Origin of the sequence: Pigmentiphaga sp. NML030171, assembly GCF_002188635.1 — a bacterium.
Taxonomy (GTDB): Bacteria; Pseudomonadota; Gammaproteobacteria; order Burkholderiales; family Burkholderiaceae_B; genus Pigmentiphaga; species Pigmentiphaga daeguensis.
Genome location: NZ_NINX01000015.1, coordinates 18,832 through 36,714, shown reverse-complemented (window position 1 = coordinate 36,714; position 17,883 = coordinate 18,832). Strand labels below are relative to the sequence as shown.

Sequence of the window (17,883 nt, the reverse complement as noted above, 5' to 3'; positions counted from 1 at the left end):
AAAGTTGCTATCTCGCTGCGTCTCGGCACTTCAGCATCCGCAGCGGGGTGTAGGTCAAGGCGACCGTGCCGTCCTGCTTGACGACCTTGTTGCGGGTACGGACCAGTGCACGGCCCGGCCGGCTATTCGAACGGCGGGATTCGATGACCTCGCACTCCACATGCAAGGTGTCGCCGGCAAACACTGGCGAATGGACGGTAAGCTCCATGTTGATGAACGCGTAGCCCGTCTTCTGCATCGTCGATTGGGCGAGCAGGCCTTCGGCCATGCCGTAGATGAACGCCCCCGGGGCAATACGGCCCTTGATGTCCGACTCGTTCCTGACGAACTCCATATCGGTGAACAGCACCTCCGTCATGTGAATGACGTTGATGAATGCGCAGATATCGGCGTCCTGGACGGTGCGGCCGAGCGTCTTGAATTTCCTCCCGAGCGGTAGATCCTCGAAGTACAGGCCAAGACCGACGGTGGGGATGTCTTCTTCACTCATGGTTTTACCTTTACTGTTGGCGGTGCCTGGCGTCCGTCTATCGGCGGGAAGGACGGCCAAGCAACCCGTTGGCGACGATGTTGCGTTGGATTTGATTGGTGCCTTCGATGATCTGAAGAACTTTCGCGTCCCGGAAGTATCGGTTGATCGGGTACTCCGACGAGACGCCGGCGGCGCCGAACATCTGCACCGCGTCGGTTGCCACACGCATCGCGGTGTCCGTGGCAAAGCACTTGGCCATGGCGGCGACCGGCGCCAGCGCGGCAGCGGGTTCGCAGGCATCCACCATCGATGCGGCGCGGTAGACCAGGTTGCGCGCGGCCTCGGTCTGGATCGCCATGTCCGCCAGCATCCATCGGATGCCTTGGAATTCCGAAATGGACTGGCCGAAGGCATTGCGGTTGGTGATGAACTCGATGGCGTGGTCGATGGCGCCCTGGGCCAGTCCGACACCGCGAGCGCCGATCAGCGGACGGCTGGCATTGAAGGCTTCCATGACGGCGCGGAAGCCGCCTCCGAGCAGGTTTTCGTCGGGGACGAATACGTTGTCGAGGAAGAGCGGGCAGGAGGGAACGCCGCGTGCGCCGATCTTGTCTTCTTTCTTTCCGACCGTGAATCCCTCGGCGTTTTTCTCGATGATGAACAGGCTGATTCCGTCCTTGTCGCCATCGTTGTACTTGGCCGCCACCAGGACGAAATCCGCGATGTCGGAGTTCGTGCACCAGATCTTGGCGCCATTGATCCTGTAGCCGCCCTCCACCTTTACGGCGCGGCAGCGGATGCTGCCGACATCGGACCCGCTCTGCGCCTCGGTGGTGGAAAACGCGCCGCGGATCTCTCCGGCAGCCAGGCCGGGCAGCAAGCGCTGTTTCTGGGCCTCGGTGCCGCCAGCGAGGATTGCTCCAAAAGGCACCCACTGGACGAGAAGGAGGTAGGCGGTGTTGTAGCAGACACGTCCCAGTTCCTCGATGGCAACGCATGCGGACAGCATGCTGTTGGCGCCGCCATAGACCTCGGGAAAAGGCAAGGTGAACAGTCCCAGATCCTTGAGCAGGGCAAACATGTCGTGAGGGTATTCGGCAGTCCGGTCGATTTCCTGCGCGCGTGGAGCGACGCGCTCCCTGGCGACGCGGCGGATGAGATCCTGGACCTGGCGTTGATCCTCTTGAAGTTCGTAGGTCATTTGTGCGGGTTCCTTGGGCGCTTTGCGCCCCGCTTCATTCAATCGTGCCCTTCTTGCGCAGTGCTTCCAGGTCGCTGGCGGCGAGGTCCAGGATCTCGCCAAGAATTTCGTCGGTGTGCTGGCCGCGCTGTGGCGGCGCATACCGGTATTCGATCTGCGTTCCCGAAAGCCGGATCGGGTTGCGCACGGTGCTCACCATGCCTCCCGCTACGTGCGGCATGTCCACTCTCATCTGGCGATGGACCACCTGGGGATGTTGGAATACCTTGTCGTAAGTGTTGATCGCACCGGTCGGGACATCGCAGTTTTCGAGACGCTTGAGCCATTCCTCGGTGGTATGTTCTGAAAAAGTCTTTTCAAGCTGCTGGACCAGCGCCGCCCGGTTTTCATTGCGGCCCGACATGATCTGGAATCGAGGATCCCGCGCCAGGTCGTCGCGTCCCAGGATCGAGCAGATCGCCTGGTATTGGGCATCGTTGCCGCAAGCCACGATCAGGTGGCCGTCGGCAGTCTTGAAGATCTGGTAAGGCGTGAGGTTGGGGTGGGCGTTCCCCCAGCGTCGGGGAATCTTGCCGCTGGTGAAGTAGCTGACGATCTGGTTCGAGCCGAAATGCACGATCGTGTCGAGAAGCGCGATGTCTATATGCTGTCCACGACCTGTTTCGTGGCGACTCTCTATCGCGGAAAGAATGCCGATCGCGGCGTTCAATCCCGTGAGCACGTCCGCCACCGCGATCGAGGTTTTCATCGGGCCGCCTCCGGGCTTGTCATCGGCTTCGCCGGTGATGCTCATGAGTCCCCCTTCGCCCTGGAAGACGAAGTCGTAGCCAGGACGCGACGCGTAGGGGCCGGTCTGTCCATAGCCCGTGACCGAACAGTAGATCAGCCTGGGATTGACCTCGCGCAGGTCTTCATACGACAGGCCGTAGCGCTTGAGGTCTCCGACCTTGTAGTTCTCCACCAGGATGTCCGACTTCGCCGCCAGGGTGCGAACCAGCGCCTGGCCTTCTTTCGTGCTGAGATCGACCGCAATCGAACGTTTGTTTCGGTTGGTGGACGTGAAGTACGCAGAGTCCTCCGTATTGTCGCCCTGGCCGTCTTTGGTCCACGGCGGGCCCCAATGACGCGTGTCGTCGCCTGCAACGGGGCGTTCCACCTTGATGACGTCGGCACCCAGATCGGCAAGCATCTGGGTGCACCAGGGGCCGGCCAGGACGCGCGTCAGGTCGAGGATGCGGAGATGTGAGAGAGGTCCAGCCATGTCTATCTGCGATGTGAGTAGGGCTTTGTTCCGAGGGGCGGCCGCACTGTCCGGGGCGGGGGACTATTCCTGATTCGTTCTTATATATGAACGATGTTCGTAAATATACACTGACGAAAGGTTCTATGCCATGATTCGTTGAATATTTTTTGCCACGACAACCGAGGAGCAGACATGGGCGAGTACAGCGACATCATTTACCGTCAGGACGACGGCGTTGCGACGATCACGATCAACCGTCCCGGGAAATACAACGCCTTTCGAGGCAAGACCTGCGACGAGATGATCGACGCTTTCAACCGCGCCGGGTGGGACAGGTCGGTCGGCGTGATCGTCCTGACGGGGACGGGAGACAAGGCGTTTTGCACTGGCGGCGACCAGTCGGCGCACGATGGCGGATATGACGGCCGAGGCATGATCGGGCTTCCTGTCGAGGAACTGCAGGGGTTGATCCGCGAAGTGCCCAAGCCCGTGATCGCAAGAGTCAACGGTTATGCGATCGGCGGCGGCAACGTGCTGGTCACGTGTTGTGATCTGGCCATTGCGTCAGAGACCGCAATCTTCGGCCAGGTCGGCCCCAAGGTCGGCTCGGTGGATCCAGGGTTCGGCACTGCGCTCCTTGGCCGAGTCGTCGGCGAGAAGCGTGCGCGCGAGATCTGGTTTCTATGCCGTCGCTACCAGGCGGCGCAGGCTTTGGAAATGGGGTTGGTGAACGCGGTCGTGCCGGCGGATCAACTGGATGCCGAGGTGAAGCGTTGGTGTGACGAGATCCTGGCCTTGAGCCCGACGGCGATTTCCATCGCGAAGCGCTCGTTCAATGCTGACTCCGATTCGATTCGCGGTATCGGGGGACTCGGCATGCAGGCGCTCAGCCTTTATTACGGTACGGAAGAGTCGCATGAGGGTGTGCGGGCGTTCCTGGAAAAGAGGAAACCCGAGTTCCGGAAATATTACGAAGGCAAGGAATAAGTTCCGCCTTGTCGGGCGGGCATGCCGTCGCCTCCGTCCTCTCATCCAGGAATCTCCGCCGGTGGCCTGGTTTCTGTTGACAGGGTGCTCGTTAGATTTAATAATATGAACAACGTTCATAAATATGAACGAATGAACGCCTGGCAAGCTTTCCAGAAGAATTTTTTCGGAGACATTTCGGCGGAGCCGTACCCCCGGCAACGCCGATGTACGAAACACGTGAAACTCACTAACTTCATTCCGCCAATCGCAGAGCTGGCGCCGAAGCTGGCCGCCCTGCGCCGACAGGCCCGCGACTTTCTCGCGGACGAGCATGCATCGGGCGGCTATACCCGTACAGCTGCCGGATGGGATCGCTACGATCCCGCGTTCAGCCGCAAAGTCGCCGCCAAAGGCTGGATCGGGATGACGTGGCCAAGGCAATATGGTGGCCAGGAGTCCTCCTACCTGGAACGCTATGTGGTGGCCGAGGAGTTGCTCGCCGCCGGTGCGCCGGTGCGCGCGCATTGGCTGGCCGATCGCCAGATAGGACCGCTGCTACTTGCCGTGGGGACCGAGAAGCAGAAAAGCGAAATCCTGCCCCTGATCGCCAAGGGAGAGTGCTACATCTGTGTCGGATTGAGCGAGCCGGATTCGGGTTCCGACCTGTCTTCCATCCGGACCAAAGCGACCAAGGTCGATGGCGGGTGGCTGGTCGAAGGCACCAAGGTCTGGACCAGTTATGCGCATATGGCACACAAGATGAATCTGTTTGCACGAACGAGCGCGCGAACCGAGGCGGATCGGCACGCGGGTGTCACACAGTTCATGGTGGACTTGAAGACCGAAGGCATCACTATTCGCCCGATCTACAACCTCGCGGATGACCACGATTTCAACGAAGTCATCTTTGACCGGGTCTTCCTGCCGGAGGATGCCGTGATCGGCAAAGTAGACGGCGCATGGAGCCAGGTCACCGGCGAACTTGCCCATGAGCGCAGCGGCTCCGAGCGATGGATGAACGCCTACGGTCTTCTCGTTGCATTGGTGGATCACATCGGGAAGGGTGCGACCGAATACGATGCCGAGCAAGTGGGACGTCTCGTTGCCCACCTCTCCACACTGCACCAGATGTCTTTTTCCATCGCGGGGCTCCTGGAGCGGGGCGAATCGCCCATGGTGGAAGCGGCCCTGGTCAAGGACCTGGGCACTCATCTGGACCAGGAGATTCCCGCCGTGGCGCGCCGCGTCGTCCCCGAGTGGGCGAGGGCCAGCCTGGATCCGGCCGACGGTTTCCACGACATGCTCGCCAGGGCCATCCTCTATGCCCCGTCGCACACGATACGCGGGGGTACTGCGGAAATTCTCCGCGGGATCATCGCACGTGGGCTTGGACTTCGCTGAGACGGCACCCGATGACTACCGAACGCGAACTGTTATTGGACCCCGCAAGACGTCTTTTCGGGGATTACTGCACCCGCCAGGCCATCGAAACGGCAGAACGAGGAGGGTGGCCAGAAGCTGTCTGGACGGCTCTCGAAGATTCCGGACTGACTCTTGCGGCCACGGCGGAAGCGCGCGGCGGACCGGGGTGCGACCTGGCCGATGCATTCTCCTTGTTGAAAGTCGCCGGCGCCTATTCCCTGCATGCCCCCTTGGCTGAAACGCTGCTGGCCGAGATGCTGCTGTCGGCGGCTGGCCTGCCGCCCGTGGAGGGGCCGGCCACGATTGCGTCCACGCCAGCGGGAGCACAGGTGCAATTGCACAGGGTGAATCGGCAGTGGCGACTCAGCGGGGTGGCGCACCGCGTTCCCTGGGCGCGGCATGCCTCTTCTGTCGTCCTTACCGCGATGCATGAGCAAAAGCCGGCGACCGTCGTGGTCAGAAAGCCGGCCGTCCGGCACCAGGCGGAGAATTTTGCCAACGAGCCGCGCGATACCGTGGATTTCGGCGATGCCATCGTTGACGAAGGCGATGTGGCGATCGAGCGCGGGATGTCGCCCGGCGAAGTCCACGCGTTTGGCGCGCTGGCGCGGGCATGTGCCATTTCCGGCGCTCTTGAGACCATTCTTGATAGTTCGGTTACTTATGCCCAAGAGCGGATCCAGTTTGGCAAACCCATTGCGAAATTCCAGGCTATCCAACAGCAGGCGGCCGTTCTTGCAGGTGAAGTGGCAGCCGCCTCTGCGGCTGTGCAAGCCGCCGTCGAGGGCCTGACCGAACAGGCCTCTCCGTTCGCCATTGCGGTCGCCAAGGTCCGGGCTTCCGAAGCCGCCGGCATCGTCAGCGCCATCGCCCACGAAATTCACGGGGCCATGGGATTCACCAAGGAGCACGCGCTGCACCTGTCGACCCGGCGCGTCTGGTCCTGGCGCGAGGAATTCGGAGACGAGCGCGAATGGGCCGAGTGGATTGGACGGCATGTCGCGACGCTGGGCGGCGAGGCGCTTTGGAGCGTGATCGCCCCCATTCCCGCGCCGTTTTCCAAATAGGAATTTTCGGAGCCGAAGTCCTCATGTCAGCAGCTACGCAACCCACTCTTCATCCCGGTCCCTTTGCGGGGGTGAGAGTTCTTGATTTCACAAACATGATGTCGGGGCCGTATTGCACCCGTCTGCTTGCGGACCTGGGTGCAGAAGTCATCAAGGTCGAGCCACCGGAAGGCGATCACAATCGCTCGAGGCGTCCTGTCCGCAATGGCTACAGCAGCTTCTTCGGGCAGTTGAACGCCGGCAAGAAATGCGTCGTGCTCAATCTCAAGAGCGCTGCGGGCGTTGCCGCCGCCAAAGCCCTGGCGCAGAAGTGCGACATCGTGGTGGAGAATTGGCGGCCGGGTGTTGCCGACCGTCTTGGCGTCGGCTACAAGGCGCTTTCCGAGGGGCGATCCGATCTGATCTATTGTTCCATTTCGGGTTTTGGCCAGACCGGCCCCAAATCATTGCGCCCGGCCTATGCTCCCATGGTGCATGCGGCCTCCGGCTTCGATCATGCGCAAATGGGTTACCAGAAGGCGGATCAGCCGGCCAACACCGCCACCTTTACCGGCGATTTGTTCGGCGGGATATCCGCCTTCAGCGCCGTCCAGGCTGCGTACATCCAGCGTCTGCGCACGGGCAGGGGCCAATACCTGGACGTTTCGCTATTCGACGGTATGCTGAACATCCTGGTCTATGAAGTTCAGGAAGCGCAAGCGCCCACCAACGAGAAGGTGCGTGTCTACCAACCTCTCAAGACCATCGACGGCCATATCGTGCTGGCTCCCACCAGCCAAAAGAACTTCGAGCTCCTGGCCCGGTCCGTGGGCCATCCGGAGTGGATCGAAGATCCGCGGTTCTCCCGTACGCGCGCCAGGGAGGCGCACTGGGGCGAACTGATGGATCTGATCGGAGAATGGACGAAGGTCCGCACCGGCCTTGAATGCGAGGACCACCTTCTGGCCGACGGCGTGCCGTGCAGCCGCTATATGACCGTCGCGGAGGCGATCGCCGATCCCCAGGTCGTCTACCGGGGTTCCATGACGAAAGTGGTGGATCCGGCGGGCAGCTACCTGATCCCCAATGCCCCGTTCGCCATGCCCGGTACGGATGCGGCGCCGAAGCCGCACATCCCGCAGCTGGGCGAGCACGGCCAGGAAATCCTGGGCGGACTGCTGGGATATGCGCCCGCGCAAATCAAACAATGCGCGGCACGCGCAAGTACCCGACCTACTGCGGAAGAGACCGAGTCATGAGCGAAGACAACCTGATCTTGTTCGAGGTCGATACGGACGGCATTGCCGTGCTGACCCTGAATCGTCCAGAAAAGTACAACGCCTTCACCAAGGCAATGATCATCCGGTGGAACGCGATCCTCGAAGAGGCGGCCGAAGACCCGGCGGTGAAGGCGATCATCCTGACCGGCGCCGGGAAGGCGTTTTGCACCGGCGGCGACGTCAATGCCCAGAAAGAGCGCGCGAACAACGATGCGCTCGAACGCAAGGATTTTCTTTTTCGCCACGTGCACAAGATTGCCTTCGCGCTTGAACGAATGGACAAGCCTGTTATTGCCGCGGTCAATGGCACCGCGCGCGGTGCAGGCATGGATATGGCGCTGATGTGCGATCTGCGCATCATGGCGCAGACGGCAACCATGGCCGAGAGCTACATCAACGTCGGGCTGATCGCGGGGGACGGGGGCACCTGGTACTTGCCGCGCCTGATCGGAACCGCCCGGGCGCTGGAGTTGTGCTGGACCGGCCGTGTCATCGATGCGGCCGAGGCCGAGCGCATCGGCCTGGTCAATCGCGTCGTCCCGGAAGGCGAGGCATTGAACGCCGCCAAAGAACTTGCGCGGACCATCGCGGCGCAGCCCTTCGAGGCGGTGCGTGCCTACAAACGCTCCATCTACCAGGGCATGACGATGACGCTCGCATCGCATCTGGACATGGTGTCGTCCCATACCTCCATCCTGCGCGAGACGCCCGACCACCGCGAGCGTGTGGCGGCATTTCTGGACCGCAAGAAGAAGGCCTGATGATGCGTGCCCTTGTCTGTACGGCCTTTGGAGAGCATGGCTCCGGCGAACGCGGGTCTTATTCGCCTGCGTCCCTGGCGGTGAGTGATGTCGAGACACCCGTGCCGCAGGCGGGCGAGGTGCTTGTCCAGGTGCACGCCGCGTCCGCCAATTTTCCGGATCTCTTGATGCTGGACAATCTGTACCAGCATCGTCCCGCCCTGCCGTTCATTCCAGGCTATGAATTTTCCGGCGTGGTCGAAAAGATCGGGCCCGGCGTGACGGGTATCGAACCCGGCGATGCCGGTGTCGCCATTACGCGCTCGGGGGGCTTTGCCGAGTCGGCCGTGGTTGCCGCCGATCGATTCTGGAAGCTTCCCGCGGGCATGGACATGCGGCATGCCGCTGCATTCCCGTTGGCCTATGGCACCAGCTACCACGCGCTCAAAGACCGTGCGCAGCTTGCCCGAGGGGACATTCTGCTCGTTCTTGGCGCCGCCGGCGGCGTGGGCATCGCCGGCGTCCAACTTGGAAAGATGCTGGGGGCCACGGTCATTGCCTGCGCGTCATCGGACGACAAGCTGAAACGGTGCACCGAGTGCGGCGCCGACTACACCATCAACTACGAGAAAGACGACCTGCGTAGCGCGATCAAGGCGATTGTTGGCGAACGTGGTGTCGATGTCGTGCTCGACCCGGTCGGGGGCAGGTATACGGAGGCAGCCTTCAGGAGTCTGGGCTGGAACGGAAGGCATCTGGTGGTGGGTTTCACGGCCGGGGAGATTCCGCGCCTGCCACTGAATCTTCCCCTGCTGAAAGGCGCTTCCGTGATCGGCGTGTCATGGGACACGTATTCCAGGAAATTCCCGGAAGGCGGGGCCCGGAACATCCGGGAACTGGCCGAAGCCATCGCCGGCGGAAAGCTGCTTCCCGCCATTGCTTCCGAGTATCCGCTGGAGAAGGCGAAAGAGGCCTTGGAAGATGTTCGCGAGCGCCGAGTGATAGGAAAGGCGCTGGTCATTTGTCGATCGGATATGAAACTCTTGCCCCAATGAAAATCCCTCTGCTGTTTACCCCGTTGACCCTTCGTGACGTCACGATTCCGAATCGCGTGATGGTGTCCCCCATGGCCCAGTACAGCGCGGTGGACGGCTTCATCACGGACTGGCATTTCGCCCATTTCGCCAAGTTCGCCATGGGCGGTGCGGGGCTGGTCTTCGTGGAGGCGACCAAAGTCGAGCGTCGGGGCCTGGGCACCGTCGGTGACATGGGCTTGTGGAAGGACGAGCAGATAGCGCCGCTCAAGCGCCTCACGCAGTTCATCCGTGCGCAGGGGTCGGTTCCCGCGATCCAGGTCAATCATGCGGGGCGCAAGGCGGGGACGCTCAAGCCGTGGGACGGATTCGGTCCGCTCGATCGTTCGATGCCAGTTGAAGGCGAGGAGCACTGGGAGGTGATCGGCCCCAGTGCGACAAGCTACCTGGAAGGATGGCCCATCCCCCGTCCCATGTCCAAGAGCGACATAGCCGATGTGGTCGATGCATGGGTCGCCACGGCGCAGCGTGCCGAGAAGGCCGGATTCGACATTCTCGAGGTTCATGGCGCGCATGGCTACCTGATCCATCAATTCCTGTCCCCGGCCTCCAACCATCGAACGGATGAATACGGCGGCAGTCTGGAAAACCGGATGCGATTCGCCCTGGAAATTTCGCGGGCGGTGCGCAAGGCCTGGCCGGAAGGCAAACCGCTGTTCTTCCGTGTTTCTTCGGTCGACGAGGGCGGCTGGACGATCGAGGACTCCATCGTACTGGCCAGGGAACTGAAGAAGTGCGGCGTGGATCTCGTCGACTGCTCGGCGAGCGGCATTGCGATCCGCTCTCCGACTGCTTCGCGCAATGTCGCCAATCGCGGATTTCAAGTGCCGTATGCCGAAGCGATACGACGGGACGCGGGCATCGCTACTGCCGCGGTGGGCCTGATCATCGATGGGCCGCAGGCGGACGAGATTCTTCGACGGCAGCAGGCCGATCTGATCGCAATCGGCCGCGAAATGCTCTATGACCCGTTCTGGGCCGCCCACGCAGCCCATGCCCTGGGCTACGACGCCGAGTTTTCGTTGATGCCCAAGCAGTATGGGTGGTGGTTGAATCGCCGAACCAAATCCGGTTTCACAAAAGACGCCAAATGAGCCATCTCTGTGCCCTGAGCAAGCGTCATACAACCTAGGAGACACTCATGGATCGCCGCGTCTTTCTCGCCACGGCAGGTATGGCTGCCGGGCAATCTCTTGTCGCACCAAGGCTTGCGCTGGCACAAGGCACCTATCCGAATCGTCCCGTACGCTTGATCATCCCCTTTGCGCCGGGAGGCCAGACCGACATCCTGGGCCGCCGTTTTGCACAGAAACTGGAGTCCGCCGCAGGCCAGTCGATCGTGCCGGAAAACAAAGGCGGGGCAGGGGGCACGATCGGCAGCCTGGAGGTCGTTCGCGCGGCGCCGGACGGATATACGCTGGAAATCGGGACGTCGTCGACCCACGCGATCAGTCCGTTCATCATGAGCAAGCCGCCGTATGATCCGGTGAAGGATTTCACGCCCATTGCCCTGCTCGGCATCATTCCCATGGTGATCGCGGTGCACCCGAGTGTTCCAGCCAGGAATCTTCAAGAGTTGATCGCGTTGATCAAGGCCAATCCGAGCAAGTATGCCTATGGTTCCGCAGGTGTCGGCAGCATCAACCACTTGACCGGCGAAATGTTCAAGACCCAGGCCGGGGGGCTGGAACTCCCCCATGTTCCCTACAAGGGAAGCGGGACCAGCGTGCAAGACCTGATCGGCGGACAGATTCCGGTCCTGATGGCGACCTTCTCGTCGGTCGAGGCCGCGCAGCGCATGGGGCGAGTCCGCATTCTGGCCATAACGATGGACAAGCGTTCGCCGATTGCCCCCGAAGTGCCGACGGCGGTCGAGAGCGGGATGCCCGACCTGCTGTCCTACACGTTCAACGCGCTTTTCGGGCCTCCCGCCATGCCGGCGGCCATCGTGGGCTATCTTGGCGATCAGTCTCACAAGATCATGAGCGACGTGGCGTTCCAGAAGGACCTGCAAGGCCTTGCGATCGACCCGGTCACGGATTCGACGCCGGAGTCCACTGCCAGGTTCGTTCGAGAGCAGGTCGCCCGATTCGTTCCCATCATCAAGGCGAGCGGCATCCAGGTCTAGGGCCTGCAATCATCGATGACCCGATCCGCGCAAGCGGCCGGGCAGGGAATGGATAAGACCTCGTCCAGAATCGTCGATTTCGCGATCTCCGCCAGAGACGCTTCATTTTCCGCCTCCGCGGTGGATGCGTGCAAACGCAGTCTGGTGGATACCTTCGCATGCGCGCTGGGGGCTTTTGATACGCCCCTGGCGCACAAAGCCCGCCATACCGCCGGCCGCTACAAGGGGGGGCAGCCGGCCGCCCAGGTCTGGGGCTGCGACTGGACCGCCAGCGTGGAGATGGCGGCTTATGCCAACGGCGTGATGCTACGCCTGCTCGATCTGAGCGACGCCTACAGGAAAAAATGCGGCGGACATCCCAGCGACGTCGTTGCCGCCATCGCCGCCGCGGCGGATGCCTGTAACTCGAGCGGCGCGGAAGTCATCGCGGCGACTATTGCGGCGTACGAGATCTACTGCGCCTGCTGCGATGCCGTCGATTTGAACGCCCTTGGATGGGACCAGCCCGTCTACGGCGTGGTCGCATCGGCGATGGGGGCGGGCATGTTGTTCGGTCTGGACAGGGAACAAATGGGGCAGGCGCTGTCCCTTGCCTTGGCCCCCAATCTTGCATTGCTGCAAACCCGGCGTGGGAGTCTTTCGAGCTGGAAGAACTGTGCGGGAGCGAACGCCGCCCGCAATGGTGTGTTCGCCGTCCTGTTGGCAAGGGAGGGGTATACCGGTCCCGAAGAGGTGTTTGAGGGACCGCATGGTTTGTTCGAAATAACCGGAGCCTTCGATTGGGACTTGCCGTCGATCGCCAGCGAGTCGAACCGCATCGCGCGGGTCAACTTCAAGAGTTTCCCATTGTGCTACCACGGACAAGCTGCCGCCTGGGCGGCGCAACGGCTGTTCGGTGTGGTCCGGCCGGATCAGATCGAAAGTATCGACGTGGCGACGTATCAGCAATCGTTCAATGAAATGGCGAGTGAATCATTGAAGTGGGCGCCGAGAACCGCGGAAACCGCCGATCACAGCCTGCCCTTTGTCGTCGCGACCATGCTCGTCTACGGCGACGTGGATAGGGATTCATTCAATGATGCGCGCCTCGACGATGCGGTACTGGCGGGCTTGATGAGAAAAACCCGGGTTACCGTCGACCCGGCACTATCCGACGGGTATCCGCAATCCGCGCCTTGCAGACTATCGGTGCGTCTTGCCAGCGGTGACCGTTTCGATGTCCGGATCGATTCGGCCAAGGGCCATGCGGACAATCCGATGGATTTCGGCGATCTGCGGACCAAGTTCGGGAAGTTGACCGCAGGGCGTTGCGAAGCGAGCCGGGTTGCCGGTTTCTGCCGCGCGATCGGCGCCCTGGAACATGCCCCGAGTTTTCGAGAGACGGTGGGAACGTGGCGCCACCTCGAATCGACCATCTATTGACTGGAAACGACTGGAAAGCATGACCATGGAAGTAATGGAGTATGACGTGCTGATCGTTGGCGGCGGTCCGGCGGGACTGGCCGCGGCGATCAAGCTCAAGCAACTTGCCTTGGAGAGCGGCGGCGAGATCAGCGTCTGCCTGATCGAAAAAGGTTCGACGATCGGTGCCCATATCCTTTCCGGCGCGGTGATGGATCCGATAGCCATTGACGAGCTATGGCCGGCCTGGAAGCAAGACGGTGCGCCGCTGAACCAGCCGGTTACGGAGGATCGGTTCCTGTTCCTGTCCGAGTCCGGCGGTTTCAAAGTACCCGGCTTCGCCTTGCCCGGAAACTTCCAGAACCATGGCAACTACGTCGTCTCCCTGGGAAACGTGTGCCGTTGGCTTGCCTCCAAGGCCGAGGAACTCGGCGTGGAGATCTATGCCGGCTTCGCCGGCACCGAGATTCTTTATGACGAGGGAGGCGCCGTACGCGGCGTGGCCACCGGCAATATGGGCGTGGGTCGAGATGGTGAGCGAACTGCCGGCTTCCAGGAGGGCATGGAGCTGGTTGCCAAGTACACCGTGTTCGCCGAAGGGTGCCGCGGTCACCTCGGCAAAAGGCTGATGGCCAAGTACGATCTGAACAAAGGGGCGGATCCGCAGGCCTACGGCATAGGCCTGAAGGAATTGTGGGAGATCGATCCGGCCAGACATAGGCCGGGCCTGGTAATCCATACCGCCGGCTGGCCTCTGAAAAGCGATACCTATGGCGGCTCTTTTCTCTACCATTTGGAAAACAATCTGGTGGCCGCGGGTTTCGTTGTCGGCCTGGCCTATCAGAATCCTTACCTCAGTCCGTATGACGAGTTCCAGCGCTACAAGCTGCATCCGATGATCAAGCCCTTCTTCGAGGATGGCAAGCGGCTCGCCTATGGCGCGCGCGCATTGACCGCCGGCGGCCTGCTCTCGTTGCCCAGGTTGATCTTTCCGGGCGGCGTGCTGGTGGGCGACGATGCGGGGTTCCTGAACGCTTCGCGCATCAAGGGTAGCCACGCCGCGATCAAGACCGGCATGCTGGCGGCCCAGGCTGCTTTCGATGCCATCGGCGCCGGCCGCGCGCGGGACGAACTCCTGGCTTATCCGGAAGCGTTCAAGCGCAGCTGGCTCTATTCGGAACTGAATCGCGCGCGAAACTTCAAGCAGTGGATGAGCAAGGGTTTGTACGCGGGGGCCATGATGGTGGGTATCGAGCAGAAGCTCTTCGGCGGCAAGGTGCCCTGGACCTTGCACCGCAGGCACGCCGACCACGAGTGCCTGAAGCCCGCCTCGGATTTCAGGCCGATCACTTATCCCAGGCCGGATGGCAAGATCAGCTTCGATCGCCTTTCTTCGGTGTTCATCTCGAACACGGCTCATGAAGAGAACCAGCCGGTGCACCTGACGCTCAAGGACCCGTCGGTTCCTGTCGACATCAACCTGGCCAGGTATGCCGGCCCGGAATCGCGTTATTGTCCGGCAGGGGTCTATGAGTTCGTGAAAAACGATACGCAACCGGGAAGCAATGGCGAACGCCTGCAGATCAACGCTCAGAACTGCGTGCATTGCAAAACCTGCGACATCAAGGATCCGACGCAAAACATCGTGTGGGTTGCGCCCGAGGGCGGCGGCGGTCCGAACTACCCCGAAATGTGAAGAACTCGGCCCGGAGCCGCCGTCGATTCCCCGTTTTTCGAGAAGGCTATGACTCTCTGCACGCCGACCCGCTACCCGATACTGCTGTCGCCGCTACGGGCCGGCACCCATCTGCTGGGGAACCGTGTCCTGATGGGAGCGATGCATATGCAGCTGGAGCTTCTCGACCGTCACACGGAGCGTCTGGCGTTGTTCTACGCCGCCCGGGCGCGAGAGGGGGTGTCCCTGATGGTCACCGGCGGCTTTGCTCCCCACCCCGATGGGCGCATGGACGAGTCCGCGCCCGTTCTGGCCAGTCCGATCGACGCAGAGAAGCTCAAGCCCATCACCGCCGCGGTCCACCGGGAAGGCGGAAAGATACTCCTGCAAATCCTTCATGCGGGGCGGTATGCCCGCATCGCCCGGCCTGTGGGAGCCTCGGAGCGTCCGTCACGCATCAACAGGCGTCCCCTGCGCGCACTCGATACCCGGGAGGTCTGGGGGACGGTCGAGGGTTTCGTCCGCTGCGCCGAACTGGCGAGGGCGGCCGGCTTCGATGGCGTCGAAATCATGGGTTCGGAAGGCTATCTTCTGAATCAGTTTACGAGTGAGCGCACGAACCCTCGCAGCGATGTATTCGGCGGCAGCATGGAAAACAGGCATCGGCTGCCGGTCGAGATCGTCCGCCGGATCCGCGCGGCGCTGGGGCCGGATTTCCTGGTCATGTACCGGATCTCGGCGGTCGATCTGGTTGAAGACGGCGCTTCCCGGACGGAAACCGTTCAATTGGCGCAGGCGGTGGAAAGTGTCGGTGCCGACATTCTGAACACCGGGATCGGCTGGCACGAGTCGCTCATTCCGACCATCATGTATGCCGTTCCCCGGGGAGCCTGGAGATTCGCCGTCGCCGCGATCAAAGGCGTCGTCGGGATTCCGGTCGTTGCCTCGAACCGCATCAATACGCCCGAAGTCGCGGAGCAGATCCTGGCCGAGGGCGTGGCCGACATGATTTCCATGGCCCGTCCTCTTCTGGCGGATCCGGCTTTCGTCAGTAAGGCCGCGGCGGGCCGCGCGGACGAGATCAATACCTGTATTGCCTGCAACCAGGCCTGCCTCGACTATATCTTCAAAGGGAAGCCGGTGACCTGCCTGGTCAATCCACGGGCTGGCAGGGAGCTTGACTATGCCGAATGGCATGCCTCGCGCCGGCGGCAGCGCATTGCCATTGTGGGGGGCGGCGGCGCTGGGATGTCCTGCGCGGTCACGGCGGCGGAGCGGGGTCATGACGTCACGCTTTATGAGGCATCGAAGCGCCTGGGGGGGCAGCTCAATTACGCGAAGGCGGTGCCTGGAAAGCAGGAGTTCAGGGAGCTGTTGCGATACTTCGCCCGGCGGTTCGACGTGCTGGGCGTCGACCTGAGATTGCAGGCGTCGCCAACGGATGAGGAACTGGCCGCGCAAGACTACGACCAGATCGTTGTCGCGACAGGCGTTCGCCCTCGTATTCCCGACTTTCCCGGCGTGTCGCATCCGAAGGTCATCACCTATGCCGACCTGCTCGATGGTAAAGCGCAGGCTGGCCGCCGTGTGGCGGTCATAGGCTCGGGCGGCATCGGTTTTGACGTAGCGGAGTTCCTTCTTGGTCAGCAGTGGCCTGCCGAAGGAGACCAGGCAATACGCCAGTTTCAAGCCTACTGGGGCGTAGACCCCAGCTTGCGCGCCAAAGGGGGATTGGCCACACCGCTATCCGCCGCCCCGGCACGGCAGGTCATCATGCTGCAGAGGCGTCTCGAAAAACCGGGCCGGACGCTGGGTCTGACAACCGGATGGGTCTTGAAAGGAAATCTGCAACGGGCCGGCGTCGAGTTTGTCGCGGGCTGTACCTACGAGCGCATGGACGATGCCGGCTTGCATGTCCGGGTCGAAGGAAACCTGCGCTGCCTTGAAGTCGATACCGTCGTGATCTGCGCGGGACAGGAGCCGGTCAACGACCTTTACCACGCACTCATTGCGCGAGGTTTTCCGGCACATCTGATCGGCGGTGCCCATACGGCGGCAGAGATCGACGCGCTGCGTGCGATCAGCTCCGGCATGCGCCTGGCCATGTCGTTCTAGTTTTCAATGCCAATGCGCCGCACCGGGTCACGCTGTCCGCGCTTCTTTCTTGAGCCACTCCCGGAACTGCTTGACGACCTCGCGTTTCGAGGCCGGTTCGTTGCTGACGATGTGGTAGCTGGACGCTAGCCGGATTTCCAGCGGGAAGGGTGCCACCAGTCGGCCGGTCGCCAGGTCCAGGCGGGCCAGTTCCTTGGTGGTCGCGACCACGCCCTTGCAGGCGACGGCGGCTTCCATCGCGGGGATGGAGTGCCAGAAGTGAGGCCCCCGCGAGGTGTCGATGCCCTCCACGCCGGCTTTCTCCAGCCACATGTCCCAGAACGACGGGCCTTCATACAGCACGCCGCGATCGTCGTGGAGCAGCACGTGGCGGCGCAGGTCGTCGGGCTCGCGCAGGGGGTTGTCGCCTTCGAGCAGGGCGGGGCTGCACAGCGGGGTGAGGGTCAGCGGCATCAACTGGTCGACCCGCATGCCCGGGTAGCCGCCGTTGCCGAACACGACCAGCACGTCGACCTCGTCCACCCAGCCCATCACGCTGGCGACGTCCCCGCGCGGTCCGCGCGGCAGGCGCGGGAACTGCCGCACCCGGGTGGAGACGCGCACGTCGATGTCGGGGAAGGCGGTCACGAAGCGATGCAGGCGCGGCATCAGCCAGTTGGAGATGAAGGACGGGGGCGCGCCGACCTCGAGCACGTCGGCGCCGCGGTGGTCGCGCAGCCGTCCCACCGCCTGGCGCAGGCAGTCGAAGCCTTCTTCCAGCTTGGGAAAGAAGATCTCGGCGCTGGCGGTCAGTTCGATGCCGCGGTGGACGCGGCGGAAAAGACGCACGCCCAGCATGTCCTCCAGGGTCTGGATCTGGTGGCTGACGGCGGCTGGCGTGACGTTCAGTTCCTCGGCGGCCTTCTTCAGGCTGCGGTGGCGGGCGGCCGACTCGAAGGCTCTCAGCGCGGTCAGGGGAGGCAGTGGATGACTCATGTTTTTAGATTAGTTTTTCTAACTTCATATGGGAAGAGAATTCGTGTGACAGGCCTGAAGGGCATGCCTATAGTGACCTGCAAACAAGAGCGCCATATTCCGCGCCCAAGCCATCTTCCGGA

Annotated in this window: 15 protein-coding genes; 11 read left to right on the top strand and 4 right to left on the bottom strand. The window is 62.1% G+C overall.

Going from position 1 to position 17,883, the window contains the following annotated elements:
* Window positions 1–7 precede the first annotated feature (7 nt).
* From CDO46_RS02685 to CDO46_RS02675, 3 genes are read right to left on the bottom strand one after another with little or no spacing between them, the layout of a single operon-like run.
* Complete coding sequence (locus CDO46_RS02685; protein ID WP_087837025.1) at window positions 8–490, bottom strand: MaoC/PaaZ C-terminal domain-containing protein; 483 nt, start codon at window positions 488–490, stop codon at window positions 8–10.
* Between the two features lie 37 nt (window positions 491–527).
* Window positions 528–1,673 carry an acyl-CoA dehydrogenase family protein gene (locus CDO46_RS02680; RefSeq protein WP_087837024.1) on the bottom strand — a complete coding sequence of 382 codons (1,146 nt, stop codon included), beginning with the start codon at window positions 1,671–1,673 and terminating at the stop codon, window positions 528–530.
* A 34-nt stretch (window positions 1,674–1,707) separates the two neighbouring features.
* The gene (locus tag CDO46_RS02675) at window positions 1,708–2,934 is read right to left on the bottom strand and encodes a CaiB/BaiF CoA-transferase family protein (RefSeq protein ID WP_087837023.1); all 1,227 of its coding nucleotides are present in this window, start codon (window positions 2,932–2,934) and stop codon (window positions 1,708–1,710) included.
* A gap of 174 nt (window positions 2,935–3,108) precedes the next feature.
* Between CDO46_RS02675 and CDO46_RS02670 the strand changes: the two genes are divergently transcribed.
* The 11 genes from CDO46_RS02670 (at window position 3,109) to CDO46_RS02620 (ending at window position 16,786) form a co-directional block, all read left to right on the top strand.
* Entirely contained in the window at window positions 3,109–3,903 is a 795-nt protein-coding gene (locus tag CDO46_RS02670) for an enoyl-CoA hydratase-related protein (RefSeq protein WP_087837022.1), read from the top strand.
* Window positions 3,904–4,122: 219 nt separating this feature from the next.
* Window positions 4,123–5,286, top strand: a complete 1,164-nt coding sequence (locus CDO46_RS02665; protein WP_243724408.1) for an acyl-CoA dehydrogenase family protein — start codon at window positions 4,123–4,125, stop codon at window positions 5,284–5,286.
* Between the two features lie 11 nt (window positions 5,287–5,297).
* Entirely contained in the window at window positions 5,298–6,374 is a 1,077-nt protein-coding gene (locus tag CDO46_RS02660) for an acyl-CoA dehydrogenase family protein (protein WP_087837020.1), read from the top strand.
* A gap of 23 nt (window positions 6,375–6,397) precedes the next feature.
* A complete protein-coding gene (locus CDO46_RS02655) occupies window positions 6,398–7,612 on the top strand; it encodes a CaiB/BaiF CoA-transferase family protein (RefSeq protein WP_087837019.1) in 1,215 nt (404 codons plus the stop codon).
* Window positions 7,609–8,394 carry an enoyl-CoA hydratase/isomerase family protein gene (locus CDO46_RS02650; RefSeq protein ID WP_087837018.1) on the top strand — a complete coding sequence of 262 codons (786 nt, stop codon included), beginning with the start codon at window positions 7,609–7,611 and terminating at the stop codon, window positions 8,392–8,394. Before CDO46_RS02655 ends, CDO46_RS02650 begins: the two co-directional genes overlap by 4 nt.
* Window positions 8,394–9,428, top strand: a complete 1,035-nt coding sequence (locus CDO46_RS02645) for an NADPH:quinone oxidoreductase family protein (protein WP_243724409.1) — start codon at window positions 8,394–8,396, stop codon at window positions 9,426–9,428. The genes CDO46_RS02650 and CDO46_RS02645 overlap by 1 nt, the downstream gene beginning before the upstream one ends.
* Complete coding sequence (locus CDO46_RS02640) at window positions 9,425–10,561, top strand: NADH:flavin oxidoreductase/NADH oxidase (RefSeq protein WP_087837017.1); 1,137 nt, start codon at window positions 9,425–9,427, stop codon at window positions 10,559–10,561. Before CDO46_RS02645 ends, CDO46_RS02640 begins: the two co-directional genes overlap by 4 nt.
* A 47-nt stretch (window positions 10,562–10,608) precedes the next feature.
* Complete coding sequence (locus CDO46_RS02635) at window positions 10,609–11,595, top strand: tripartite tricarboxylate transporter substrate binding protein (protein ID WP_087837016.1); 987 nt, start codon at window positions 10,609–10,611, stop codon at window positions 11,593–11,595.
* 15 nt (window positions 11,596–11,610) lie between these two features.
* Window positions 11,611–13,017, top strand: a complete 1,407-nt coding sequence (locus CDO46_RS02630) for an MmgE/PrpD family protein (protein WP_087837015.1) — start codon at window positions 11,611–11,613, stop codon at window positions 13,015–13,017.
* 19 nt (window positions 13,018–13,036) lie between these two features.
* A complete protein-coding gene (locus tag CDO46_RS02625; RefSeq protein ID WP_176400645.1) occupies window positions 13,037–14,692 on the top strand; it encodes an electron transfer flavoprotein-ubiquinone oxidoreductase in 1,656 nt (551 codons plus the stop codon).
* Between the two features lie 48 nt (window positions 14,693–14,740).
* The gene (locus CDO46_RS02620) at window positions 14,741–16,786 is read left to right on the top strand and encodes an FAD-dependent oxidoreductase (protein ID WP_087837013.1); all 2,046 of its coding nucleotides are present in this window, start codon (window positions 14,741–14,743) and stop codon (window positions 16,784–16,786) included.
* Window positions 16,787–16,813: 27 nt separating this feature from the next.
* Here the strand turns inward: CDO46_RS02620 and gcvA are convergent, their stop codons facing one another.
* Window positions 16,814–17,761 (bottom strand): transcriptional regulator GcvA, encoded by a 948-nt coding sequence (gcvA, locus tag CDO46_RS02615; protein WP_087837012.1) that lies wholly within the window; start codon window positions 17,759–17,761, stop codon window positions 16,814–16,816.
* Window positions 17,762–17,883: the final 122 nt, after the last annotated feature.